This window comes from Streptococcus mitis, from assembly GCF_023110375.1.
Classification (GTDB): Bacteria; Bacillota; Bacilli; order Lactobacillales; family Streptococcaceae; genus Streptococcus; species Streptococcus mitis_CI.
This window is the reverse complement of record NZ_JALDVV010000011.1, coordinates 19,434-41,859: the sequence shown is the minus strand read 5'-3', so window position 1 is coordinate 41,859 and position 22,426 is coordinate 19,434. Positions and strand designations below refer to the sequence as shown.

27 protein-coding genes and 1 pseudogene are annotated in these 22,426 nt (G+C 40.5%); 27 read left to right on the top strand and 1 reads right to left on the bottom strand.

What is annotated here, in order from left to right:
* The first annotated feature begins 149 nt into the window (after window positions 1–149).
* The 3 genes and pseudogenes from M1G12_RS07505 (at window position 150) to pcp (ending at window position 1,662) form a co-directional block, all read left to right on the top strand.
* Complete coding sequence (locus tag M1G12_RS07505) at window positions 150–533, top strand: MarR family winged helix-turn-helix transcriptional regulator (RefSeq protein WP_247949643.1); 384 nt, start codon at window positions 150–152, stop codon at window positions 531–533.
* Window positions 534–543: 10 nt separating this feature from the next.
* Window positions 544–905: pseudogene (locus M1G12_RS07500) on the top strand (DUF1304 domain-containing protein).
* 112 nt (window positions 906–1,017) lie between these two features.
* The gene (pcp, locus tag M1G12_RS07495; RefSeq protein WP_049515747.1) at window positions 1,018–1,662 is read left to right on the top strand and encodes a pyroglutamyl-peptidase I; all 645 of its coding nucleotides are present in this window, start codon (window positions 1,018–1,020) and stop codon (window positions 1,660–1,662) included.
* Between the two features lie 26 nt (window positions 1,663–1,688).
* Here pcp and M1G12_RS07490 read toward each other — a convergent pair whose 3' ends face one another.
* Window positions 1,689–2,546 carry a DUF975 family protein gene (locus M1G12_RS07490; protein WP_049515749.1) on the bottom strand — a complete coding sequence of 286 codons (858 nt, stop codon included), beginning with the start codon at window positions 2,544–2,546 and terminating at the stop codon, window positions 1,689–1,691.
* A gap of 116 nt (window positions 2,547–2,662) precedes the next feature.
* Here M1G12_RS07490 and tgt point away from each other — a divergent pair, with 116 nt between their 5' ends.
* The 24 genes from tgt (at window position 2,663) to M1G12_RS07370 (ending at window position 22,425) form a co-directional block, all read left to right on the top strand.
* On the top strand, window positions 2,663–3,805 hold the full coding sequence (tgt, locus tag M1G12_RS07485; RefSeq protein ID WP_001285237.1) for a tRNA guanosine(34) transglycosylase Tgt: 1,143 nt from the start codon (window positions 2,663–2,665) through the stop codon (window positions 3,803–3,805).
* Window positions 3,806–3,905: 100 nt separating this feature from the next.
* Window positions 3,906–5,723: an acyltransferase family protein gene (locus M1G12_RS07480; protein ID WP_247949642.1), complete on the top strand. Its 1,818-nt coding sequence runs from the start codon at window positions 3,906–3,908 to the stop codon at window positions 5,721–5,723.
* Between the two features lie 151 nt (window positions 5,724–5,874).
* Window positions 5,875–7,026, top strand: a complete 1,152-nt coding sequence (gene nagA, locus M1G12_RS07475; RefSeq protein WP_247949641.1) for an N-acetylglucosamine-6-phosphate deacetylase — start codon at window positions 5,875–5,877, stop codon at window positions 7,024–7,026.
* 162 nt (window positions 7,027–7,188) lie between these two features.
* Window positions 7,189–8,247 (top strand): zinc-dependent alcohol dehydrogenase family protein, encoded by a 1,059-nt coding sequence (locus tag M1G12_RS07470; protein ID WP_247949640.1) that lies wholly within the window; start codon window positions 7,189–7,191, stop codon window positions 8,245–8,247.
* 150 nt (window positions 8,248–8,397) lie between these two features.
* Complete coding sequence (locus M1G12_RS07465) at window positions 8,398–8,763, top strand: DUF1033 family protein (protein WP_049499212.1); 366 nt, start codon at window positions 8,398–8,400, stop codon at window positions 8,761–8,763.
* 76 nt (window positions 8,764–8,839) lie between these two features.
* Window positions 8,840–9,781: a competence type IV pilus ATPase ComGA gene (comGA, locus tag M1G12_RS07460; protein WP_247949639.1), complete on the top strand. Its 942-nt coding sequence runs from the start codon at window positions 8,840–8,842 to the stop codon at window positions 9,779–9,781.
* A complete protein-coding gene (gene comGB / locus M1G12_RS07455) occupies window positions 9,729–10,745 on the top strand; it encodes a competence type IV pilus assembly protein ComGB (RefSeq protein ID WP_203180024.1) in 1,017 nt (338 codons plus the stop codon). Before comGA ends, comGB begins: the two co-directional genes overlap by 53 nt.
* Window position 10,746: 1 nt before the next feature.
* Window positions 10,747–11,070: a comG operon protein ComGC gene (comGC, locus tag M1G12_RS07450; RefSeq protein WP_024056742.1), complete on the top strand. Its 324-nt coding sequence runs from the start codon at window positions 10,747–10,749 to the stop codon at window positions 11,068–11,070.
* Window positions 11,033–11,467, top strand: a complete 435-nt coding sequence (gene comGD / locus M1G12_RS07445; protein ID WP_247949638.1) for a competence type IV pilus minor pilin ComGD — start codon at window positions 11,033–11,035, stop codon at window positions 11,465–11,467. The genes comGC and comGD overlap by 38 nt, the downstream gene beginning before the upstream one ends.
* Window positions 11,430–11,732 carry a competence type IV pilus minor pilin ComGE gene (gene comGE, locus M1G12_RS07440; RefSeq protein ID WP_153199764.1) on the top strand — a complete coding sequence of 101 codons (303 nt, stop codon included), beginning with the start codon at window positions 11,430–11,432 and terminating at the stop codon, window positions 11,730–11,732. Before comGD ends, comGE begins: the two co-directional genes overlap by 38 nt.
* Window positions 11,695–12,156: a competence type IV pilus minor pilin ComGF gene (comGF, locus tag M1G12_RS07435; RefSeq protein ID WP_084886480.1), complete on the top strand. Its 462-nt coding sequence runs from the start codon at window positions 11,695–11,697 to the stop codon at window positions 12,154–12,156. The genes comGE and comGF overlap by 38 nt, the downstream gene beginning before the upstream one ends.
* Window positions 12,134–12,547: a competence type IV pilus minor pilin ComGG gene (comGG, locus tag M1G12_RS07430; RefSeq protein WP_084886484.1), complete on the top strand. Its 414-nt coding sequence runs from the start codon at window positions 12,134–12,136 to the stop codon at window positions 12,545–12,547. Before comGF ends, comGG begins: the two co-directional genes overlap by 23 nt.
* Before the next feature lie 32 nt (window positions 12,548–12,579).
* Window positions 12,580–13,167: a class I SAM-dependent methyltransferase gene (locus tag M1G12_RS07425; protein ID WP_237447369.1), complete on the top strand. Its 588-nt coding sequence runs from the start codon at window positions 12,580–12,582 to the stop codon at window positions 13,165–13,167.
* Between the two features lie 60 nt (window positions 13,168–13,227).
* Window positions 13,228–14,181 (top strand): class I SAM-dependent methyltransferase, encoded by a 954-nt coding sequence (locus M1G12_RS07420; RefSeq protein WP_084928151.1) that lies wholly within the window; start codon window positions 13,228–13,230, stop codon window positions 14,179–14,181.
* Window positions 14,182–14,230: 49 nt separating this feature from the next.
* Window positions 14,231–15,421 carry an acetate kinase gene (locus M1G12_RS07415; protein WP_084886490.1) on the top strand — a complete coding sequence of 397 codons (1,191 nt, stop codon included), beginning with the start codon at window positions 14,231–14,233 and terminating at the stop codon, window positions 15,419–15,421.
* A 149-nt stretch (window positions 15,422–15,570) separates the two neighbouring features.
* Window positions 15,571–15,942, top strand: coding sequence for a ribonuclease P protein component (rnpA, locus tag M1G12_RS07410; protein ID WP_000739245.1), 372 nt, complete (start codon window positions 15,571–15,573; stop codon window positions 15,940–15,942).
* Window positions 15,917–16,741 (top strand): membrane protein insertase YidC, encoded by an 825-nt coding sequence (locus tag M1G12_RS07405; RefSeq protein ID WP_025172897.1) that lies wholly within the window; start codon window positions 15,917–15,919, stop codon window positions 16,739–16,741. The genes rnpA and M1G12_RS07405 overlap by 26 nt, the downstream gene beginning before the upstream one ends.
* A 17-nt stretch (window positions 16,742–16,758) precedes the next feature.
* Window positions 16,759–17,748 carry an RNA-binding cell elongation regulator Jag/EloR gene (gene jag, locus M1G12_RS07400; protein ID WP_000260003.1) on the top strand — a complete coding sequence of 330 codons (990 nt, stop codon included), beginning with the start codon at window positions 16,759–16,761 and terminating at the stop codon, window positions 17,746–17,748.
* A 50-nt stretch (window positions 17,749–17,798) separates the two neighbouring features.
* A complete protein-coding gene (locus tag M1G12_RS07395; RefSeq protein WP_247949637.1) occupies window positions 17,799–18,434 on the top strand; it encodes a ribonuclease P in 636 nt (211 codons plus the stop codon).
* 118 nt (window positions 18,435–18,552) lie between these two features.
* On the top strand, window positions 18,553–20,010 hold the full coding sequence (locus tag M1G12_RS07390) for a PTS ascorbate transporter subunit IIC (protein ID WP_000452074.1): 1,458 nt from the start codon (window positions 18,553–18,555) through the stop codon (window positions 20,008–20,010).
* A gap of 22 nt (window positions 20,011–20,032) precedes the next feature.
* Window positions 20,033–20,314 (top strand): PTS sugar transporter subunit IIB, encoded by a 282-nt coding sequence (locus M1G12_RS07385; protein ID WP_000241466.1) that lies wholly within the window; start codon window positions 20,033–20,035, stop codon window positions 20,312–20,314.
* 76 nt (window positions 20,315–20,390) lie between these two features.
* Entirely contained in the window at window positions 20,391–20,876 is a 486-nt protein-coding gene (locus M1G12_RS07380) for a PTS sugar transporter subunit IIA (RefSeq protein WP_033679597.1), read from the top strand.
* Window positions 20,877–20,892: 16 nt separating this feature from the next.
* Window positions 20,893–21,558 carry a 3-keto-L-gulonate-6-phosphate decarboxylase UlaD gene (locus M1G12_RS07375; protein WP_023947938.1) on the top strand — a complete coding sequence of 222 codons (666 nt, stop codon included), beginning with the start codon at window positions 20,893–20,895 and terminating at the stop codon, window positions 21,556–21,558.
* Between the two features lie 3 nt (window positions 21,559–21,561).
* On the top strand, window positions 21,562–22,425 hold the full coding sequence (locus M1G12_RS07370; RefSeq protein WP_023947936.1) for an L-ribulose-5-phosphate 3-epimerase: 864 nt from the start codon (window positions 21,562–21,564) through the stop codon (window positions 22,423–22,425).
* The last annotated feature ends 1 nt before the right edge of the window (window position 22,426 follow it).

Here is a 22,426-nt window from a genome sequence, read left to right as displayed (position 1 = left end):
GCTCTTTGATTTTCATTGAGTATCAATATGAATGGAAAATGGGAAGTTTCCATCTTGTAATAATCCAAGCAACATTCTTGCAATCTATTTTACTTTATATTATACTTGATTAATCATCTATTGACAAATCAATTAAAAAGAGAAAAGAAATGTTAGAGATTCAAGATTTACTTTATCAACTCCGCTTGTCTGAGCAAGCGAGTACGCAATTGTTTGAAAAAAGACTTGGAATTAGTTTGACAAGGTATCAGATTTTATTATTTTTGCTGGAGAATTCTCCTTGTAACCAAATGGCAGTTCAGGAGCGTTTGAAAATTGATCAGGCTGCCTTGACACGACATTTCAAGATTCTGGAAAAGGAAGGTTTGGTGGAGGCTACGAAGTATGCCAAAGAGCAGTTAGTTGTGAATCCGCCTCTGCAGCATATCAAGGTTAAGGAAGAGATGGAAAGTATCTTAACAGAGTCTGAAAGAACAGAACTCAGCCGTTTAGTAAATAAATTGGTTTTGGGTATTGAAAATATAGAAATTTAAGGAGAAATAGATGTCAATTATTACAATCATTTTAGCAACGATTGTTGCTTTGGAGCATTTTTACATTTTTTATTTGGAAAGTATTGCAACGCAATCAGATGCGACTAGTCGTGTCTTTAACATGGACAAGGAAGAACTGGCTCGTCCGTCAGTAAGTTCATTGTTTAAAAATCAAGGGATTTATAATGCTCTGTAGGAGTCTTTCTCTTGTATGGGATTTATTTCTCACAGAATTTAGAAATTGTGACTATTTTTGTTTTATTTGTGATTGGTGCTGCGGCTTATGGCTCTCTCACAGCAGATAAGAAAATTATTTTGAAGCAAGGTGGACCAGCTATTTTGGCCTTGATTAGTATTTTTCTCTTTAAATAAACTTTAATGCCGGTCTGATCCTCTCTAATCCTTTTCAATCCAGAATAAGGGAAATATGTTATACTTGTTTTTAAGAAAATAGTTTCATTAAATTGGTTTTGAGGAGTTAGAAATGAAAGTATTAGTGACAGGTTTTGAGCCCTTTGGAGGGGAGAAGGTAAATCCAGCCTTGGAGGCCGTTAAAGGTTTACCAGCTGAAATCCATGGTGCTGAGGTCCGTTGGCTAGAGGTGCCGACAGTTTTTCACAAATCGGCTCAAGTATTGGAAGAAGAAATGAGTCGTTATCAACCTGACTTTGTCCTTTGTATCGGCCAAGCAGGTGGAAGAACCAGCTTGACACCTGAGCGAGTGGCTATAAATCAAGACGATGCACGCATTCCTGATAACGAAGGTAATCAGCCGATTGACCTTCCCATTCGTCCAGATGGTGCTCCGGCTTACTTTAGTAGTTTGCCGATTAAAGCGATGGTTCAAGCTATAAAAAAAGAGGGATTGCCGGCCTCTGTTTCCAATACTGCAGGGACTTTTGTCTGCAATCATTTGATGTATCAGGCCCTCTATTTGGTAGAAAAGAAATTTCCCCATGTTAAGGCAGGTTTTATGCATATTCCTTATATGATGGAACAGGTGGTGAATCGACCGACCACTCCAGCTATGAGTTTAGTGGATATTAGGCGAGGGATAGAAGCGGCAATCGGCGCCATTATAGAACATGGAGATGAGGACCTCAAGTTGGTAGGCGGAGAAACTCATTGATAGAAAAAAAGCTTGAGGGAAAACCTTCAAGCTTTTGGACGTTTTCGAGCCAATACTGCTCGGTAAAAAATCATTTTATTGATTTGAATGTAGGGTAGGAGTGAGAAACTAGCAATTCCAAAGGTAATCCAATTGAGGACGTACCAAGGAAGGAGTTGTAAGTCTAGGACAAAGCGCTGAAATTTGTAGCCTTTCATCAGGAAACGGCTGGTTTTTAGGATTTGTCCTGGTTTGGCTTGTCCTAAGTCTAGGGTGTCACAGAGGAGAAATTCTACCTGCGAATAGGCATAGTATTGTGGGATATAGAGACTAGTTCCGACAATCATCAAGAGGATACTTGCTAGAAAGTAAAGACCAAAGGTCATGAGGAAACGCTCGGTTTCAATTGACGTGAGATCCAGATTGGGAAACTCAGGATGAAGGGCAATGAATTTCTTTGCAAGAAAGCTACTGTAAAAAAGGAAGTAAATTCCAAGCAAACTAGGAATGCTCCATAAGAAGAGATAGAAACGTTTGAGAAGGAGAGTCAAAAAGGTTTGTGAAAAGTGCTCTTCATTAAAGAGAGTGAGACTATTTTTGATGGATAGTCCTGTATCGGGATTCTTGATGAGTTTCAGCGTTGTATAGACGGAACTGGTTAGAAGTATTGTTCCGATAAAGGAGACTAATAGAGGAAAAAGGTAGGCTTGGAATACATGGCCAAACACGCTTAAAAAGGGTTGTTCTAAAACACTCTCGTTGATGCGCTCTAAGGGATTGAGGAAGCCAGACAAGATGACCAGTATACTAGGTAAGAGATAGACGAGAAAGAGGCGGGGATTTTCAGCCTGAAATTGTCTGGACTGCGGACGAATAGTTTTTAAATCAATTTTTGGGTATTTCATTCTCTCATTATACCATAGTTCGTGACAGTTCCAGCTTTTTTTGATAAAATCATACAGTATGCCCTTGGGCACAAAGTATGAACTGGGACTGTTTTTCCCAGCTTCGGAGGTAAAAAATGTCAGATTCACCAATCAAATATCGTTTGATTAAGAAAGAAAAACACACGGGAGCTCGTCTGGGTGAAATCATCACTCCCCATGGCACCTTCCCGACACCTATGTTTATGCCGGTTGGGACACAAGCCACTGTCAAAACTCAGTCGCCTGAAGAATTGAAGGAGATGGGTTCGGGAATTATCCTGTCAAACACCTATCATCTCTGGCTTCGTCCTGGAGATGAACTCATTGCACGCGCTGGTGGTCTCCACAAGTTCATGAATTGGGACCAGCCTATCTTGACAGATAGTGGTGGTTTCCAGGTTTATTCCTTAGCAGATAGCCGTAATATCACAGAAGAAGGAGTAACCTTTAAAAATCATCTCAATGGTTCTAAGATGTTCTTGTCCCCAGAAAAAGCTATTTCTATTCAGAATAATCTGGGCTCAGACATCATGATGTCTTTTGATGAATGTCCTCAGTTTTATCAACCATACGACTACGTTAAGAAATCAATCGAGCGTACCAGTCGTTGGGCTGAGCGTGGTTTGAAGGCTCACCGTCGTCCACATGACCAAGGTTTGTTTGGGATTGTGCAGGGGGCAGGATTTGAAGACTTGCGTCGCCAATCGGCTCATGACCTTGTCAGCATGGATTTCCCAGGTTATTCTATCGGTGGATTAGCAGTGGGAGAAACCCACGAAGAGATGAATGCGGTCTTGGACTTTACAACCCAATTGTTGCCTGAAAACAAACCTCGCTATCTGATGGGTGTGGGAGCGCCAGATAGCTTGATTGATGGGGTGATTCGTGGGGTGGATATGTTTGACTGTGTCTTGCCGACTCGTATCGCTCGTAACGGAACTTGTATGACCAGTCAAGGTCGTTTGGTTGTCAAAAATGCCCAGTTTGCTGAGGACTTTACGCCACTGGATCCTGAGTGTGATTGCTACACATGTAAGAACTATACACGCGCCTACCTTCGTCACCTGCTCAAGGCCGATGAAACCTTTGGTATCCGCTTGACTAGCTACCATAATCTTTACTTCTTGCTCAACCTGATGAAGCAAGTGCGACAAGCCATTATGGACGATAATCTCTTGGAATTCCGTGAGTATTTTGTTGAAAAATATGGCTATAATAAGTCAGGCCGTAATTTTTAAACTGGAATTGATATAAGCTAAAAATCCTAAGTTTTCTCTTGGGATTTTTCTTCTTTTTTTGATAGAATAAAGTGTATAATGAAAGGGAGAATAAACTCGTATGCGTATTAAATGGTTTTCCTTGATTAGGATTACAGGTTTACTTTTGGTACTCTTGTATCATTTCTTTCAGACCATCTTTCCTGGAGGATTTTTCGGGGTAGATGTCTTTTTTACATTTTCAGGTTTCCTGATTACAGCTCTACTTATCGAAGAATTTTCTAAAAATCATGAAATTGATTTGGTTGGATTTTTTAGAAGACGCTTTTATCGGATTGTGCCACCTGTGGTTTTGATGGTCTTGGTAACCATGCCCTTTACTTTTCTAGTTCGCCAAGATTATGTGGCTGGAATTGGGGGTCAGATTGCGGGTGTTTTAGGCTTCATGACCAACTTCTATGAGCTCCTAACAGGTGGGAGTTATGAATCTCAGTTCATTCCTCATTTGTTTGTTCATAATTGGAGTCTGGCTGTTGAGGTGCACTACTATATTCTTTGGGGGTTGGCAGTTTGGTTCTTATCTAAGCAGGCTAAATCAAATGGTCAGTTGAAGGGAATGGTCTTTCTCTTATCTGCTGCTGCCTTCTTGATCAGCTTCTTCTCCATGTTTATTGGTAGTTTTCTAGTAACCTCTTATTCCTCTGTTTACTTCTCCAGTTTAACTCATGTCTATCCATTCTTTTTGGGAAGTGTGTTAGCAACGATTGTAGGCGTTCGTCAGACGACTTCCCTAGTTAAGCAGTTGGATAAAATCTGGGATTTGCGCAAGACACTTTTGGTTTTTGCAGGAGGTTTTGGCTTCTTACTCATTTTGACCTTCTTTGTCAAATTTACCTATCTCTTTGCCTATCTTATCGGCTTCTTGCTTGCCAGCCTTGCAGCCCTTGCTATGATTTTGGCAGCGCGTGTCTTACATGAAAAGACTCCTAACATGCAGGAGCCAAAGATTATCAGCTTTTTAGCAGATACTAGCTATGCAGTTTATCTCTTCCATTGGCCTTTCTATATCATTTTTTCACAGTTGACATCAAATCTTTTTGCTGTGTTACTGACTTTGATTTTTTCTTATGGATTTGCCAGTCTTTCATTTTATGTATTGGAACCTTGGATTGCAGGAAAGGACACACCTATTATACAAACCCTCCGTCCCCTTCCTCATATTCACACAATCCTTGCAGCAAGTACTGGAATTTTGGCCTTCATTGTCTTCTTAGTAACTCTGCTGGCACCACAAGTGGGAGCTTTTGAGACAGACTTAACTGTCAATGGCTTGAAGCAAGCTGCAACAAATATTAGCCAGACCAAGGTAATGACAGAACGAGCAGAAGCTGATAGTTTAGGAATTGCTGATGGCACTATGTTAATTGGTGATTCGGTAGCACTAAGAGCTAATACAGCCTTGCAGACAGCCCTTCCAGGGGCACAGATTAATGCACAAGTAAGCAGAACAACCAAGACCGCCAACGAAATCATGCTCAACAATAGCCAGAATAAATTTCTACCAAAGATGGTGGTTATTGCAACTGGGGTAAATAATCCTGAAAATTACAAGGAAGACTGGGATAGTATCGTAAAAAATCTTCCTAAGGGCCACCATATGGTTTTGGTGACTCCTTATGAGGGAGATAAGACAAAAGAGACCTATGCAATCGTTGAGAAAGAGGCTGCCTATATGAGAGAATTGGCAGAGAAGACTCCTTACATCACGATAGCAGATTGGAACCAAGTTGCTAAAGAGCATCCAGAGATCTGGACTGGAACAGACCAAGTCCATTTTGGAAGTGACAATAGTAAGATTGAAGCAGGAGCTAAATTGTATGCAGATACCATTGCTGCAGCCTTGCAAACAGCTCAAGACAAGCCGGTCAAATCAAAATAACTTGTATTAAAAAGAGAAGAGTTGGAGAAATCCAGCTCTTTTAAAATATCTCTAGAAAATAGGTCTATACCATTTACAAATAAAAAAGAAAGGTTTATAATGTAATTGACATAATAAATTGTAGAATCAATCTTTTAAGGAGGTTAACATTATGCCTAACTATATTAAAGCGGATCAGTTTTTCTACCCACACGGAGTTCGTCGTGGAGGTTACCTGGAACTTGTGGACGGCAAGTTTGGAAAACATGTAGAAGAGATTCCTGAAGGAGCTGAGGTGATTGACTATACAGGATACAGCATTGCTCCAGGACTTGTAGATACCCACATTCATGGTTTTGGTGGTGTGGATGTTATGGACAATAATATCGAAGGAACCCTTCATACCATGAGTGAAGGACTACTTAGTACAGGTGTCACCAGCTTCTTGCCAACCACTTTGACATCAACTTATGAGCAATTGCTCGCGGTAACTGAAAATATCGGTGCTCGTTACCAGGAAGCAAGTGGAGCCAAGATTCGTGGAATTTATTTTGAGGGTCCATATTTCACAGAGAAATACAAGGGTGCTCAAAACCCTGCCTACATGAAAGATCCTCGCATGGATGAGTTTCGTGCTTGGCAAAAAGCAGCAAATGGCCTACTAAATAAAATTGCTCTTGCGCCAGAGCGTGAAGGTGTAGAAGACTTTGTACGGACTATTACCGGAGAAGGCGTAACAGTTGCTCTTGGACATTCAAATGCAACTTTTGATGAGGCTAAAAAGGCAGTAGATGCTGGAGCTAGTGTTTGGGTACACGCCTACAATGGTATGCGTGGGTTGACTCACCGTGAACTCGGTATGGTGGGAGCCATGTATGAGTTGCCACATACTTACGCTGAATTGATTTGTGACGGTCACCACGTAGATCCAAAAGCGTGTGACATCTTGCTCAAGCAAAAGGGAACTGAAAATATTGCCCTCATCACCGACTGTATGACAGCTGGTGGATTGGAAGACGGTGACTATATGTTGGGAGAATTTCCAGTTGTCGTTGCAAATGGAACTGCACGCCTCAAATCGACAGGCAATTTGGCAGGTTCTATCCTCAAACTCAAGGACGGTTTGAAGAATGTGGTCGAATGGGGTATTGCGAATCCACATGAAGCAGTCATGATGGCCAGCTTCAACCCAGCAAAATCTGTTCACATTGACGATGTCTGTGGCCAAATCCGCGAAGGATATGATGCAGACTTTATCGTATTAGATAAAGATTTGGAATTGGTAGCAACCTATCTAGATGGTGTGAAACGTTATCAAGCATAAGAGAGAAAGCAGGAGTTAGAGACTAGCTTCTGCTTTTTTATCTATAGTACTTTACTGGTAAATAAAAAAGTTAAAAAAATCACAAAAAAACTTGAATAAGCAAATGAAAGGGTTTACAATTATATTATAAATAGTACAAATAAAAAAACGGAGGAATGCTTTATGAAAGCCTATACTTATGTTAAACCAGGACTTGCTTCTTTTGTTGATGTAGACAAACCAGTTATTCGCAAGCCAACAGACGCTATTGTGCGTATCGTAAAAACTACTATTTGTGGAACAGACCTCCATATTATCAAAGGGGATGTTCCTGCTTGCCAAAGCGGTACCATTCTTGGTCACGAAGGGATTGGGATAGTTGAAGAAGTTGGGGAAGGAGTTTCGAACTTCAAAAAAGGCGATAAGGTCTTGATTTCTTGTGTCTGTGCCTGTGGTAAATGCTACTACTGTAAAAAAGGAATTTATGCCCATTGTGAAGACGAAGGGGGCTGGATTTTCGGTCACTTGATTGACGGTATGCAGGCTGAATATTTACGTGTCCCTCATGCAGATAACACTCTTTACCACACTCCAGAAAACTTGTCAGATGAAGCTTTGGTTATGCTATCAGACATTTTGCCTACTGGGTATGAAATTGGTGTCTTGAAAGGGAAAGTAGAACCTGGTTGTAGTGTAGCCATTATTGGTTCAGGTCCAGTTGGATTGGCTGCTCTTTTGACAGCCCAATTCTACTCACCAGCCAAATTGATTATGGTGGACTTAGACGATAACCGCTTGGAAACTGCTTTATCATTTGGTGCGACTCATAAGGTTAATTCTTCAGACCCTGAAAAAGCGATTAAAGAAATTTATGATTTGACAGATGATCGTGGTGTAGATGTCGCTATCGAAGCTGTTGGTATTCCTGCAACATTTGATTTCTGTCAAAAGATTATCGGTGTAGACGGAACAGTTGCCAACTGTGGTGTACATGGTAAGCCAGTTGAATTCGATTTGGACAAACTTTGGATTCGCAACATCAATGTAACAACTGGTTTGGTATCTACAAATACCACTCCGCAATTGTTGAAAGCACTTGAAAGTCATAAGATTGAACCAGAAAAATTGGTAACTCATTATTTCAAACTAAGTGAAATTGAAAAAGCCTATGAAGTCTTCAGTAAGGCAGCAGACCACCATGCCATCAAGGTCATCATCGAAAACGATATTTCAGAAGCTTAAGTAGTAAAAACATTTTGGAACATAAGCAAATAGAAATTCAGTCATCATAGGATGGCTGGATTTTTTATCAAAAAAATTAAGAAATGAGCATATTTCTTTCCTTGTTTAGCGGAATTGGTTATAATATACGGTACAAAGGAATGAATGAATATGTATCGTGTTATAGAAATGTACGGAGATTTTGAACCTTGGTGGTTTATAGAAGGTTGGGAAGAAGATATTGTAGCAAGTAGAAAATTTGATCAGTATTATGATGCTCTCAAATACTATAAAACTTGCTGGTTTAGACTGGAACAAGAATCCCCTCTTTATAAAAGTAGAAGTGACTTGATGACTATTTTTTGGGATCCAGAAGACCAACGCTGGTGTGATGAATGTGACGACTATTTACAACAATACCATTCTTTGGCTCTTTTGCAGGACGAGCAGGTTATCCCAGATGAAAAATTACGTCCAGGCTATGAAAAACAAACAGGTAAGGAAAGGCACCGTTCTTGCCGTATGAAATTAAAATAGAGAAAAAGTAACTTTTTTGGAGTTGCTTTTTTTATTTTTCCAAATCTTTGCGAATAGTATAGGTGAGGAGGTAAGTATGGTTCAAGAAATTGCACAAGAAATCATTCGTTCGGCTCGGAAAAAAGGGGCACAAGACATTTATTTTGTCCCCAAGTTAGACGCTTATGAGCTTCATATGAGAATAGGAGACGAGCGCTGTAAAATCGGTTGTTATGATTTCGAAAAATTTGCGGCCGTCATCAGTCACTTTAAGTTTGTGGCGGGTATGAATGTTGGAGAAAAGCGACGTAGTCAACTTGGTTCCTGTGATTATGCCTATGACCAGAAGATGGCGTCCCTACGTTTATCTACCGTAGGCGATTATCGAGGGTATGAGAGTTTAGTTATTCGTTTGTTGCATGATGAGAAGCAGGACTTGCATTTTTGGTTTCAGGATATTGAAGAATTAGGCAAGCAGTACAGACAACGGGGACTTTATCTTTTTGCTGGTCCAGTCGGAAGTGGCAAGACAACCTTGATGCATGAATTAGCTAAGTCCCTTTTTAAGGGGCAACAAGTTATGTCCATCGAAGATCCTGTAGAAATCAAGCAGGACGACATGCTCCAGTTGCAGTTGAACGAAACAATCGGGTTGACGTATGAAAATCTCATCAAACTTTCCCTACGTCATCGACCAGACCTCCTGATTATCGGAGAAATTCGAGACAGCGAAACGGCGCGTGCAGTGGTCAGAGCCAGTTTGACAGGGGCGACAGTCTTTTCAACCATTCATGCCAAGAGTATCAGAGGTGTTTATGAGCGCTTGCTGGAGTTGGGTGTGAGTGAGGAGGAATTAGCAGTCGTTCTACAGGGAGTCTGCTATCAGAGATTAATCGGGGGAGGAGGAATCGTTGACTTTGCAAACAAAGACTATCAAGAACACCAGCCAACTAGCTGGAATGAGCAGATTGACCAGCTTCTTGAAGATGGACATATCACAAGTCTTCAGGCTGAAATGGAAAAAATTAGCTACAGCTAAGCAAAAAAATATCATTACCTTGTTTAACAATCTCTTTTCCAGTGGTTTTCATCTGGTGGAGACCATCTCCTTTTTAGATAGGAGTGCATTATTGGACAAGCAGTGTGTGACCCAGATGCGCACGGGCTTGTCTCAGGGGAAATCATTCTCAGAAATGATGGAAAGTTTGGGATTTTCAAGTGCCATTGTCACTCAGTTATCCCTAGCGGAAGTCCATGGAAATCTCCACCTGAGTTTGGGAAAGATAGAAGAGTATCTAGACAATCTTGCCAAGGTCAAGAAAAAACTAATTGAAGTAGCGACCTATCCCTTGATTTTGCTGGGTTTTCTTCTCTTAATTATGCTGGGACTACGCAACTACCTACTACCACAACTGGATAGTAGCAATATTGCCACTCAAATTATCGGTAATCTGCCACAAATTTTTCTAGGCATGGTAGGGTTTGTTTCAGTAGGTGTCCTTTTAGCACTAACTTTTTATAAAAGAAGTTCTAAGATGCGGGTCTTTTCTATCTTAGCACGCCTTCCCTTTCTTGGAATCTTTGTGCAAACCTATTTGACAGCTTATTATGCGCGTGAATGGGGGAATATGATTTCGCAGGGGATGGAACTGATGCAGATTTTTCAGATCATGCAGGAACAAGGTTCCCAACTCTTTAAAGAAATCGGTCGAGATTTGGCTCAAGCCCTACAAAATGGTCGGGAATTTTCTCAAACAATAGCAACCTATCCTTTCTTTAAAAAGGAGTTGAGTCTTATCATCGAGTATGGGGAAGTCAAGTCCAAGCTGGGGAGTGAGTTGGAAATCTATGCTGAAAAAACTTGGGAAACCTTTTTTACCCGAGTCAATCGTACCATGAATCTGGTGCAGCCATTGGTCTTTATCTTTGTGGCTCTGATTATCGTTTTACTTTATGCGGCAATGCTCATGCCCATGTATCAAAATATGGAGGTAAATTTTTAAAATGAAAAAACTCATGACATTCTTGAAAAAAGCGAAAGTGAAGGCTTTCACACTTGTGGAAATGTTGGTGGTCTTGCTCATCATCAGCGTGCTTCTCCTGCTCTTTGTACCTAATCTGACCAAGCAAAAAGAAGCAGTCAACGACAAAGGGAAAGCTGCTGTTGTTAAGGTGGTAGAAAGCCAGGCAGAGCTTTATAGTTTGGATAAAAATGAAGATGCTAGCCTAAGTAAGTTACAAGCAGATGGGCGAATCACAGAAGAACAGGCTAAAGCTTATAAAGAATACCATGCTAAACAAAATACCAGTCAAACCGTTGCAGATTAAGGCATTTACCATGCTGGAAAGCCTCTTGGTTTTGGGACTTGTGAGTATCCTTGCCTTGGGCTTATCCGGCTCTGTCCAGTCCACTTTTGCGGCGGTAGAGGAGCAGATTTTCTTTATGGAGTTTGCAGAACTCTATCGGGAAACTCAAAAACGCAGTGTAGCTAGTCAGCAAAAGACTAGTCTAAACTTAGATGGGCACACAATCAGTAATGACAGTCAAAAGTTGACAGTTCCTAAAGGAATTCAGGCACCATCAGGACAAAGTATTACATTTGACCGAGCTGGGGGAAATTCGTCCCTGGCTAAGGTTGAATTTCAGACCAGTAAAGGAACGATTCGCTATCAGTTATATCTAGGAAATGGAAAAATTAAACGCATTAAGGAAACAAAAAATTAGGGCAGTGATTTTACTGGAAGCAGTAGTTGCTTTAGCTATCTTTGCTAGCATTGCAACCCTCCTTTTGGGACAAATTCAGAAAAATAGGCAGGAAGAAGCAAGAATCTTGCAAAAGGAAGAAGTTTTGAGGGTAGCTAAGATGGCCTTGCAGACAGGTCAAAATCAGGTAAACATCAACGGAGTTAAGATTCAGGTGTTTTCTAGTGAAAAGGGATTGGAGGTTTATCATGGTTCAGAACAGTTGTTGGCTATCAAAGAGCCATAAGGTCAAGGCTTTCACCTTGTTGGAATCCCTGATTGCCCTTATTGTTATCAGTGGGAGCCTACTCCTCTTTCAAGCCATGAGTCAGCTCCTCATTTCAGAAGTTCGCTACCAGCAGCAAAGCGAGCAAAAGGAGTGGCTCCTGTTTGTGGACCAGTTGGAGGCAGAATTAGACCGTTCGCAGTTCGAAAAAGTAGAAGGTAATCGCATTTATATGAAGCAGGATGGCAAGGATATCTCTATTGGTAAGTTAAAATCGGATGATTTTCGGAAAACTGATGCCAGTGGACGAGGTTATCAGCCTATGGTTTATGGACTCAAATCTGCACAGATTACAGAGGAGAATCAGTTGGTTCGCTTTCGTTTTCAATTCCAAAAAGGCTTAGAAAGGGAGTTCATCTATCGTGTGGAAAAAGAAAAAAGTTAAGGCAGGAGTCCTTCTCTATGCGGTAACCATAGCAGCCATCTTTAGTCTTTTGTTACAATTTTACTTGAACCGACAAGTCGCCCACTATCAAGACTATGCTTTAAATAAAGAAAAGTTGGTTGCTTTTGCTATGGCCAAACGAACGAAAGATAAGGTTGAGCAAGAAAGTGGGGAACAGGCCTTTAATCTGGGTCAGGTGAGTTATCAAAATAAGAAAACAAGCTTGGTGACAAGGGTTCGTACGCCTAAGAGCCAATATGAGTTCATCTTTCCTTCCGTCAAAATCAAAGAAGAGAAAACGGATAAAAAGGAAAAAGTAGTGACTGATTCAAGTAATCAAGCAGAGAAGGAAAAATCAGAAGAGAAGGTTGAAAAGAAAGAGAATTCCTAGCCAATCAAGCTACTTTGTGCTAAACTAAAAATATGAAACATGATTTTAACCACAAAGCAGAAACTTTCGATTCCCCTAAAAATATCTTCCTTGCAAACTTGGTTTGTCAAGCAGTCGAGAAACAGATTGATCTTCTATCAGACAAAGAAATTTTGGATTTCGGTGGAGGGACGGGTCTGTTAACCTTGCCCCTAGCCAAGCAGGCCAAGTCTGTAACATTGGTGGATATTTCGGAGAAAATGCTGGAGCAAGCTCGTTTGAAAGCGGAGCAGCAAGATATCAAGAATATCCAGTTTTTGGAGCAAGATTTACTGAAAAAACCCTTAGAGAAAGAGTTTGATCTCATTGTTGTTTGTCGTGTTCTTCATCATATGCCTGGTTTAGATGCGGCTCTCTCACTGTTTCATCAACATTTGAAGGAAGATGGACAACTCCTCATTGCTGATTTTACCAAGACAGAAGCTAACCATCATGGATTTGAATTGGTTGAACTGGAAAACAAGCTAGCCCAGTTTGGTTTTTCATCTGTGCATGGTCAGATCCTCTATAGCGCTGAAGACCTGTTTCAAGGAAAGTACTCAGAACTCTTTTTAACAGTAGCCCAAAAATCACTCGCCTAGTCAGGGAGTGATTTTTCTATAAGGATGGAAAAAAGAAGGGAAATTTGATAAGATAGGAATATGGATTTTGAAAAAATTGAACAAGCTTATACGTATTTACTAGAGAATGTCCAAGTCATCCAAAGTGATTTGGCGACCAACTTTTATGACGCCTTGGTGGAGCAAAACAGCATCTATCTGGATGGTGAGACGGAGCTAAAACAGGTCAACGAGAACAATCAAGCCCTTAAACGCTTAGCGCTTCGCAAAGAAGAATGGCTCAAGACCTACCAGTTTCTCTTGATGAAGGCTGGGCAGACAGAGCCCCTACAGGCCAATCACCAGTTTACACCAGATGCCATTGCTTTACTTTTGGTGTTTATTGTGGAAGAGTTGTTTAAAGAGGAGGAGATTACGATCCTCGAAATGGGTTCTGGGATGGGAATTCTGGGTGCTACTTTCTTGACCTCGCTTGATAAAAAGGTGGATTATTTGGGAATGGAAGTGGATGATTTGCTGATTGATTTGGCAGCAAGCATGGCAGATGTGATTGGTTTGCAGGCTGGCTTTGTCCAAGGAGATGCCGTTCGTCCACAAATGCTCAAAGAAAGCGATGTGGTCATCAGCGACTTGCCTGTCGGCTATTATCCTGATGACGCTGTTGCGTCGCGTCATCAAGTTGCTTCTAGCCAAGAACATACTTACGCCCATCACTTGCTCATGGAACAAGGCCTTAAGTATCTCAAGTCAGATGGATACGCTATTTTTCTCTCTCCGAGTGATTTGTTGACCAGTCCTCAGAGTGATTTGTTGAAAGGGTGGTTGAAAGAGGAAGCGAGTCTGGTTGCCATGATCAGTCTGCCTGAAAATCTTTTTGCCAGTGCTAAACAATCCAAGACGATTTTTATCTTACAGAAGAAAAGTGAAACAGCAGTAGATCCTTTTGTTTATCCGCTTGCTAGCTTGCAAGATGCAAGTGTTTTAATGAAATTTAAAGAAAATTTTCAAAAATGGACTCAAGGTACTGAAATATAAAATAGATTTTGTTATAATAGATGAAAACGCTTAAAAGAGGAGTCTTGTTATGACAAAAACAATTGCAATCAATGCGGGAAGTTCAAGTTTGAAATGGCAATTATACTTAATGCCAGAAGAAAAAGTATTGGCGAAAGGTTTGATTGAACGTATCGGTTTGAAAGATTCAATTTCAACTGTAAAATTTGATGGTCGTTCTGAACAACAAATTTTGGATATCGAAAATCATACACAAGCTGTAAAAATCTTATTGGATGACTTGATTCGTTTCGATATTATCAAGGCTTATGACGAGATTACAGGTGTTGGCCACCGTGTTGTTGCCGGTGGAGAATATTTCAAAGAATCAACAGTTGTTGAGGGAGATGTTTTAGAAAAAGTTGAAGAGTTGAGCTTGTTGGCTCCTCTCCACAATCCAGCCAATGCGGCAGGTGTTCGTGCCTTCAAGGAATTGTTGCCAGACATTACCAGTGTAGTTGTTTTTGATACTTCATTCCACACAACTATGCCAGAGAAAGCTTATCGCTATCCTCTACCAACAAAATATTACACAGAAAACAAGGTTCGTAAATATGGTGCCCACGGTACAAGTCACCAGTTTGTAGCAGGAGAAGCAGCAAAACTCTTGGGCCGTCCATTAGAAGACTTAAAATTGATTACTTGCCACATCGGTAATGGTGCTTCTATTACAGCTGTTAAGGGTGGTCAATCTGTCGATACTTCAATGGGCTTCACTCCACTTGGTGGTGTGATGATGGGAACTCGTACAGGGGATATTGACCCAGCTATCATTCCTTACTTAATGCAATATACAGAGGACTTTAACACGCCTGAAGATATTAGTCGAGTCCTTAATCGTGAATCAGGCCTTATGGGTGTTTCAGGCAAATCTAGTGATATGCGAGATGTGATTGCTGCTATGGAAGAAGGGGATCACGATGCCACTTTAGCCTATGAAATGTATGTTGATCGCATTCAAAAACATATCGGTCAATACCTTGCGGTCCTAAATGGAGCAGATGCTATTATCTTTACTGCAGGTATCGGTGAAAATGCTGCAAACGTACGTGAAGATGTTATCTCAGGTATCTCTTGGTTTGGCTGTGATGTTGATCCAGAAAAGAACGTCTTTGGCGTGACAGGAGACATCTCAACAGAGGCAGCGAAGATCCGTGTATTGGTTATTCCAACTGATGAAGAATTAGTCATTGCCCGTGACGTTGAACGCTTAAAAAAATAACTAAAATCAGAAAAAATATTCCGTACAAGGAGTTGGGAAAGAGATTTTTCCAGCTTCTTTTTATGGTGAAATTGTCCAAAACCTTGCTATGATTGGCTTTTTTGAAAAATATGGTATAATAGTAGTAATTTAATAGATGGAGTTGAGTTTTGAAGAAAAACTTTCGTGTAAAAAGAGAGAAAGATTTTAAGGCGATTTTCAAGGAGGGGACAAGTTTTGCCAATCGCAAGTTTGTTGTCTACCAACTAGAAAATCAGAAAAACCATTTTCGAGTAGGTCTATCAGTTAGCAAAAAACTGGGGAATGCCGTCACTAGAAATCAAATTAAGAGACGGATTCGTCATATTATCCAGAATGCCAAAGGGAGTCTGGTAGAAGATGTCGACTTTGTTGTCATTGCTCGAAAAGGGGTCGAAACCTTGGGATACGCAGAGATGGAGAAAAATCTACTCCACGTATTAAAATTATCAAAGATTTACCAGGAAGGAAATGGGAGTGAAAAAGAAACTACAGTTGACTAGTTTGCTAGGACTGTCCCTATTGATCATGACAGCCTGTGCAACAAATGGGGCAACTAGCGATATTACAGCCGATTCGGCTGATTTTTGGAGTAAATTTGTTTACTTCTTTGCTGAAATCATTCGCTTTTTATCATTTGATATCAGTATCGGAGTGGGGATTATCCTCTTTACGGTCTTGATTCGTACACTGCTTTTGCCAGTCTTTCAAGTGCAAATGGTGGCTTCCAGAAAAATGCAGGAAGCTCAACCACGTATTAAGGCGCTTCGAGAACAATATCCAGGTCGAGATATGGAAAGTAGAACCAAGCTAGAGCAAGAAATGCGTAAAGTCTTTAAAGAAATGGGTGTCAGACAGTCAGATTCTCTTTGGCCGATTTTGATTCAGATGCCGGTTATCTTGGCCTTGTTCCAAGCTCTATCAAGAGTTGACTTTTTAAAGACAGGTCATTTCTTATGGATTAACCTTGGTGGTGTGGATACAACCCTTGTTCTTCCGATTTTAGCAGCTGTATTTACCTTTTTAAGTACTTGGTTGTCCAACAAAGCCTTGTCTGAGCGTAATGGCGCTACGACTGCGATGATGTATGGGATTCCAGTCTTGATCTTTATCTTTGCAGTTTATGCACCAGGTGGAGTCGCCCTATACTGGACAGTGTCCAATGCTTATCAAGTCTTGCAAACCTATTTCTTGAACAATCCATTCAAGATTATCGCAGAGCGCGAGGCGGTAGTTCAGGCACAGAAAGATTTGGAAAATAGAAAAAGAAAAGCCAAGAAAAAGGCTCAGAAAACGAAATAATAAGGAGGAATCTGGTAATGGTAGTATTTACAGGTTCAACTGTTGAAGAAGCAATCCAGAAAGGATTGAAAGAATTAGATATCCCAAGACTGAAGGCTCACATCAAAGTCATTTCTCGTGAAAAAAATGGCTTTCTTGGTTTATTTGGTAAAAAACCAGCTCAAGTTGATATTGAAGCTATTAGTGAAACAACGGTCATTAAAGCTAATCAGCAGGCTGTAAAGGGTGTTCCTAAAGAAATTAACGAACAAAATGAACCAGTCAAAACAGTCAGTCAAGCGACTGTTGATTTAGGGCATGTTGTAGAAGCAATTAAAAAGATTGAAGAAGAAGGCCAAGGGGTTTCTGATGAAGTTAAGGCTGAAATTTTGAAAAATGAAAAACATGCTAACACCATTTTAGAAGAAACTGGGCATATTGAGATTTTAAATGAATTACAGCTTGAAGAAGCTGGTTTCGGGGAAGAAGTAGAAACTCCTATTGTTGAGAGTCGAGCTGAACAAACTGAAAGTCAAGAATTAGAAGATTTGGGCTTAAAAGTGGAACCGAGCTTTGACATTGAACAAGTAGCTACGGAAGTAACGACTTATGTCCAAACAATCATTGATGATATGGATGTTGAGGCGACGATTTCAAATGATTATAACCGTCGTAGCATCAATTTACAAATTGATACCAATGAGCCAGGTCGTATTATCGGTTACCATGGTAAAGTTTTGAAGGCCTTACAACTATTGGCTCAAAATTATCTTTACAACCGCTATGCAAGAACCTTCTACATTACTATTAATGTCAATGATTATGTTGAACATCGTGCAGAAGTCTTGCAGACCTATGCTCAAAAATTGGCGACTCGTGTTTTAGAAGAAGGACGTAGTCATCAAACAGATCCTATGTCAAATAGTGAACGCAAGATTATTCATCGTATTATTTCACGTATGGATGGCGTGACCAGTTACTCTGAAGGTGATGAGCCAAATCGTTATGTTGTCGTAGATACAGAATAAGTAAAATCAGGGTTATCCTGATTTTTTGCTAGCTGGAGGAGATTAAATTAATGTTGAATAAGATAAGAGACTATCTAGACTTTGCAGGTTTACAGTACCGTAATCCTGATAAGGCGGGAGAAGAACGAGAGAAAATGATGGCATTTCGCCACAAAGGTCAAGAGGCCAGAAAGGCTTTTACAGAGTTAGCCAAAGCCTTTCAAGCAAGCCATCCAGAATGGCAACTCCAACAGACTAGCCAGTGGATGAATCAGGCGCAACGTTTACGACCACATTTCTGGGTCTATCTACAGAGAGACGGACAAGTGACAGAGCCTATGCTAGCCTTACGTTTGTACGGGAATCCGTCTGATTTTGGAGTCTCACTAGAAGTCAGTTTCATCGAGCGTAAGAAGGATGAGCAAACCCTAGGCAAGCAGGCCAAAGTTTTAGAAATTCCAACCGTTGAAGGGATTTATTATCTAGCATACTCTGACGGTCAAAGTCAACGGTGGGAGGCGAACGAAGAAAATTGTCGTACTTTGCGTGAGAAGGTAAGCAGTCAAGAAATCCGAAAAGTTTTAGTGAAGGCAGATGTTCCTGTGACTGCAAATTTATCTGAAGAAGAAATCGTAGAAGGTCTATTGAAATCTTATGCTAAAATTCTTCCCTATTATTTAGCTACAAGAAAATTAGATAATCCGTAAAATATCATAAATCATACAGTCCAAGAGTGAACAGTCCGCTGTGTAATTCTTGGTCTTTTTGTTTCCGCTTTCAAATTATATAATAAACCTACAAAAACAATTCAAAAGGAGAACAATTATGGAAGTCATTTCAAGTGTTCTAAATTGGTTTTCTAGCAATATTTTGCAGAATCCCGCATTTTTCGTAGGTTTATTGGTGTTGATAGGATACGCACTTTTGAAAAAACCTGCCCACGACGTTTTCTCAGGGTTTGTTAAAGCAACAGTAGGGTATATGTTGCTCAATGTGGGTGCAGGTGGTTTGGTTACAACCTTCCGTCCGATCTTAGCAGCCCTTAACTACAAATTCCAAATTGGTGCAGCGGTTATCGACCCTTACTTTGGACTTGCTGCAGCAAACAACAAAATTGCAGCAGAGTTTCCAGATTTTGTTGGAACTGCAACTACAGCTCTATTGATTGGTTTCGGAATAAATATCTTGCTCGTAGCTCTTCGCAAGATCACGAAGGTAAGAACCCTCTTTATTACTGGTCACATCATGGTACAACAAGCTGCAACAGTATCTCTTATGGTTCTATTCTTAGTACCACAATTGCGCAATGCTTACGGTACAGCAGCGATTGGTATCATCTGTGGACTTTACTGGGCAGTTAGTTCAAATATGACTGTTGAGGCAACTCAACGCTTGACTGGTGGTGGCGGATTTGCGATTGGTCACCAACAGCAATTTGCAATCTGGTTTGTAGATAAAGTAGCAGGACGCTTTGGTAAGAAAGAAGAAAGTTTAGACAATCTTAAATTACCTAAGTTCCTCTCAATCTTCCACGATACAGTTGTTGCATCTGCTACCTTGATGCTCGTATTCTTCGGAGCCATTCTTTTAATCTTGGGTCCAGACATTATGTCTAATAAAGAAGTCATCACTTCAGGAACTCTATTCAATCCTGCTAAACAAGATTTCTTTATGTACATTATTCAAACAGCCTTTACCTTCTCAGTTTACTTGTTCGTTTTGATGCAAGGTGTCCGCATGTTCGTATCTGAGTTGACAAACGCCTTCCAAGGTATTTCAAACAAATTGTTGCCAGGCTCATTCCCAGCGGTTGACGTTGCAGCTTCTTATGGATTTGGTTCTCCAAACGCTGTCTTGTCAGGATTTGCCTTTGGTTTGATTGGTCAATTGATCACAATTGTCTTGCTCATCGTCTTTAAAAATCCGATTCTTATTATTACAGGATTTGTACCAGTGTTCTTTGACAATGCAGCCATTGCGGTCTACGCTGATAAACGCGGTGGATGGAAAGCGGCTGTTATCCTATCCTTCATCTCAGGTGTTCTCCAAGTTGCTTTAGGAGCTCTCTGTGTAGCTCTTCTTGATTTAGCATCTTATGGTGGTTACCATGGAAATATCGACTTTGAATTCCCATGGCTTGGATTTGGATATATCTTCAAATACCTTGGTATTGTTGGTTATGTACTTGTGTGTCTCTTCTTGCTTGTTATTCCTCAACTTCAATTTGCCAAAGCAAAAGATAAAGAGAAATATTACAACGGTGCAGTTCAAGAAGAAGCTTAGTATCTAGAAAAGGAGAAATAAAATGGTTAAAGTATTAGCAGCGTGCGGAAATGGAATGGGTTCATCAATGGTTATCAAGATGAAGGTTGAAAATGCTCTCCGTAAGCTTAATCAAACAGATTTTACAGTCAATTCATGCAGTGTCGGTGAAGCTAAAGGTTTAGCAGCAGGATATGACATCGTAATCGCTTCTCTTCATTTGATCCAAGAATTGGAAGGGCGAACTAATGGGAAGTTAATTGGGCTTGACAACTTGATGGATGATAAAGAAATCACTGAAAAACTCAGTCAAGCACTACAGTAAAAGGTTGGAGGGGGCTGGATAGAAACTGAGAGTCATCGTTTCTGTCCTTCTCCCTCTTTAAATAAAGGAGGCAGATATGAATTTAAAACAAGCTTTAATTGACAATGACTCGATCCGACTAGGTTTAGAAGCTAAAGACTGGAAAGAAGCAGTCAAGGTAGCAGTAGATCCCTTGATTGAAAGTGGAGCAATTTTGCCAGAGTATTACGATGCTATCATTGAATCGACTGAAGAGTATGGCCCATACTATATCTTAATGCCAGGTATGGCTATGCCCCATGCTAGACCTGAAGCTGGAGTGCAAAGAGATGCCTTTTCATTGATCACCTTACAAAATCCTGTTGTATTTTCAGATGGGAAAGAAGTTTCAGTTTTGTTGGCACTAGCAGCAACAAGCTCAAAAATTCACACAAGTGTAGCCATTCCACAGATTATTGCCTTGTTTGAATTAGAAGATTCTATCGCACGTTTACAGGTTTGCCAGACTAAGGAAGATGTCTTGACGATGATTGAAGAATCTAAGGATAGCCCTTATCTCGAGGGATTGGATTTGGAAAGTTAGAAAGAGGAATAAAGAGATGACAAAAAGAATACCTAATTTACAAGTTGCATTAGATCATTCAGACTTGCAAGGAGCGATTAAAGCAGCTGTTTCTGTTGGTCAGGAAGTAGATATTATCGAAGCTGGAACTGTTTGCTTATTACAAGTTGGAAGTGAACTGGTTGAAGTCTTGCGAAGCCTTTTTCCAGATAAGATTATTGTGGCAGACACAAAATGTGCCGATGCTGGTGGAACAGTTGCCAAAAATAATGCCGTTCGTGGTGCCGATTGGATGACTTGTATCTGTTGTGCAACTATCCCTACTATGGAAGCGGCTCTAAAGGCTATCATGGCTGAACGTGGAGACCGAGGCGAAATCCAGATTGAACTTTATGGCGATTGGACTTTTGAACAAGCTCAGCTTTGGCTAGATGCTGGTATCTCACAAGCTATTTATCACCAATCTCGTGATGCACTTCTTGCTGGTGAGACTTGGGGTGAAAAAGACCTTAATAAGGTTAAAAAACTTATCGACATGGGCTTCCGTGTGTCTGTAACAGGTGGTCTAGATGTAGATACTCTCAAACTATTTGAAGGCGTTGATGTCTTTACCTTTATCGCAGGTCGCGGAATTACAGAGGCTGCAGATCCAGCAGGAGCAGCGCGTGCCTTCAAGGATGAAATCAGACGAATTTGGGGGTAAACCATGGCACGTCCAATTGGAATTTATGAAAAGGCAACCCCGACACACTTTACTTGGCTAGAACGTTTAAATTTTGCCAAGGAGTTAGGCTTTGATTTTGTCGAGATGTCTATTGATGAACGTGACGAGCGTTTAGCAAGACTGGACTGGAGCAAGGACGAGCGTTTGGAAGTTGTCAAAGCAATCTATAAAACTGGTGTTCGTATTCCTTCTATCTGTTTTTCAGGCCATCGTCGCTACCCATTGGGATCAAATGATCCAGTTCTAGAGGAAAAATCTCTAGAACTCATGAAAAAATGTATTGAATTAGCCCAAGACTTGGGAGTTCGTACTATTCAATTAGCTGGTTACGACGTTTATTATGAGGAAAAGTCACCCCAGACACGCCAACGTTTTATCAAAAATTTGAGAAAAGCTTGTGACTGGGCTGAAGAGGCTCAGGTGGTACTTGCTATTGAAATTATGGATGATCCTTTTATCAATAGTATCGAAAAATACTTGGCTGTAGAAAAGGATGTTGACTCTCCCTACCTTTTTGTATATCCAGATATTGGGAATGTGTCTGCATGGCATAATGATGTCTATAGTGAGTTCTATCTAGGTCACCATGCTATCACAGCTCTCCATCTCAAGGATACTTATGCAGTGACAGAAAGTTCAAAGGGGCAGTTCCGAGATGTACCTTTTGGGCAAGGTTGTGTCAAATGGGAAGAAGCTTTCGATATTTTAAAGCAAACCAATTATAATGGACCTTTCCTAATCGAAATGTGGTCTGAAAATTGTGAAACTGTAGAAGAAACACGCGCAGCCATTCAAGAGGCGCAAGCTTTTCTCTATCCACTAATTAAGAAAGCAGGTTTGATGTAAG

Excerpts from the sequence above, each read along its gene's own strand:
- M1G12_RS07505 (WP_247949643.1), top strand. The coding sequence starts at position 150 with ATGTTAGAGATTCAAGATTTACTTTATCAACTCCGCTTGTCTGAGCAA.
- pcp (WP_049515747.1), top strand. The coding sequence starts at position 1,018 with ATGAAAGTATTAGTGACAGGTTTTGAGCCCTTTGGAGGGGAGAAGGTA.
- M1G12_RS07490 (WP_049515749.1), bottom strand. The coding sequence starts at position 2,546 with ATGAAATACCCAAAAATTGATTTAAAAACTATTCGTCCGCAGTCCAGA.
- tgt (WP_001285237.1), top strand. The coding sequence starts at position 2,663 with ATGTCAGATTCACCAATCAAATATCGTTTGATTAAGAAAGAAAAACAC.
- M1G12_RS07480 (WP_247949642.1), top strand. The coding sequence starts at position 3,906 with ATGCGTATTAAATGGTTTTCCTTGATTAGGATTACAGGTTTACTTTTG.
- nagA (WP_247949641.1), top strand. The coding sequence starts at position 5,875 with ATGCCTAACTATATTAAAGCGGATCAGTTTTTCTACCCACACGGAGTT.
- M1G12_RS07470 (WP_247949640.1), top strand. The coding sequence starts at position 7,189 with ATGAAAGCCTATACTTATGTTAAACCAGGACTTGCTTCTTTTGTTGAT.
- M1G12_RS07465 (WP_049499212.1), top strand. The coding sequence starts at position 8,398 with ATGTATCGTGTTATAGAAATGTACGGAGATTTTGAACCTTGGTGGTTT.
- comGA (WP_247949639.1), top strand. The coding sequence starts at position 8,840 with ATGGTTCAAGAAATTGCACAAGAAATCATTCGTTCGGCTCGGAAAAAA.
- comGB (WP_203180024.1), top strand. The coding sequence starts at position 9,729 with ATGGACATATCACAAGTCTTCAGGCTGAAATGGAAAAAATTAGCTACA.
- comGC (WP_024056742.1), top strand. The coding sequence starts at position 10,747 with ATGAAAAAACTCATGACATTCTTGAAAAAAGCGAAAGTGAAGGCTTTC.
- comGD (WP_247949638.1), top strand. The coding sequence starts at position 11,033 with ATGCTAAACAAAATACCAGTCAAACCGTTGCAGATTAAGGCATTTACC.
- comGE (WP_153199764.1), top strand. The coding sequence starts at position 11,430 with ATGGAAAAATTAAACGCATTAAGGAAACAAAAAATTAGGGCAGTGATT.
- comGF (WP_084886480.1), top strand. The coding sequence starts at position 11,695 with ATGGTTCAGAACAGTTGTTGGCTATCAAAGAGCCATAAGGTCAAGGCT.
- M1G12_RS07425 (WP_237447369.1), top strand. The coding sequence starts at position 12,580 with ATGAAACATGATTTTAACCACAAAGCAGAAACTTTCGATTCCCCTAAA.
- M1G12_RS07420 (WP_084928151.1), top strand. The coding sequence starts at position 13,228 with ATGGATTTTGAAAAAATTGAACAAGCTTATACGTATTTACTAGAGAAT.
- M1G12_RS07415 (WP_084886490.1), top strand. The coding sequence starts at position 14,231 with ATGACAAAAACAATTGCAATCAATGCGGGAAGTTCAAGTTTGAAATGG.
- jag (WP_000260003.1), top strand. The coding sequence starts at position 16,759 with ATGGTAGTATTTACAGGTTCAACTGTTGAAGAAGCAATCCAGAAAGGA.
- M1G12_RS07395 (WP_247949637.1), top strand. The coding sequence starts at position 17,799 with ATGTTGAATAAGATAAGAGACTATCTAGACTTTGCAGGTTTACAGTAC.
- M1G12_RS07390 (WP_000452074.1), top strand. The coding sequence starts at position 18,553 with ATGGAAGTCATTTCAAGTGTTCTAAATTGGTTTTCTAGCAATATTTTG.
- M1G12_RS07385 (WP_000241466.1), top strand. The coding sequence starts at position 20,033 with ATGGTTAAAGTATTAGCAGCGTGCGGAAATGGAATGGGTTCATCAATG.
- M1G12_RS07380 (WP_033679597.1), top strand. The coding sequence starts at position 20,391 with ATGAATTTAAAACAAGCTTTAATTGACAATGACTCGATCCGACTAGGT.
- M1G12_RS07375 (WP_023947938.1), top strand. The coding sequence starts at position 20,893 with ATGACAAAAAGAATACCTAATTTACAAGTTGCATTAGATCATTCAGAC.
- M1G12_RS07370 (WP_023947936.1), top strand. The coding sequence starts at position 21,562 with ATGGCACGTCCAATTGGAATTTATGAAAAGGCAACCCCGACACACTTT.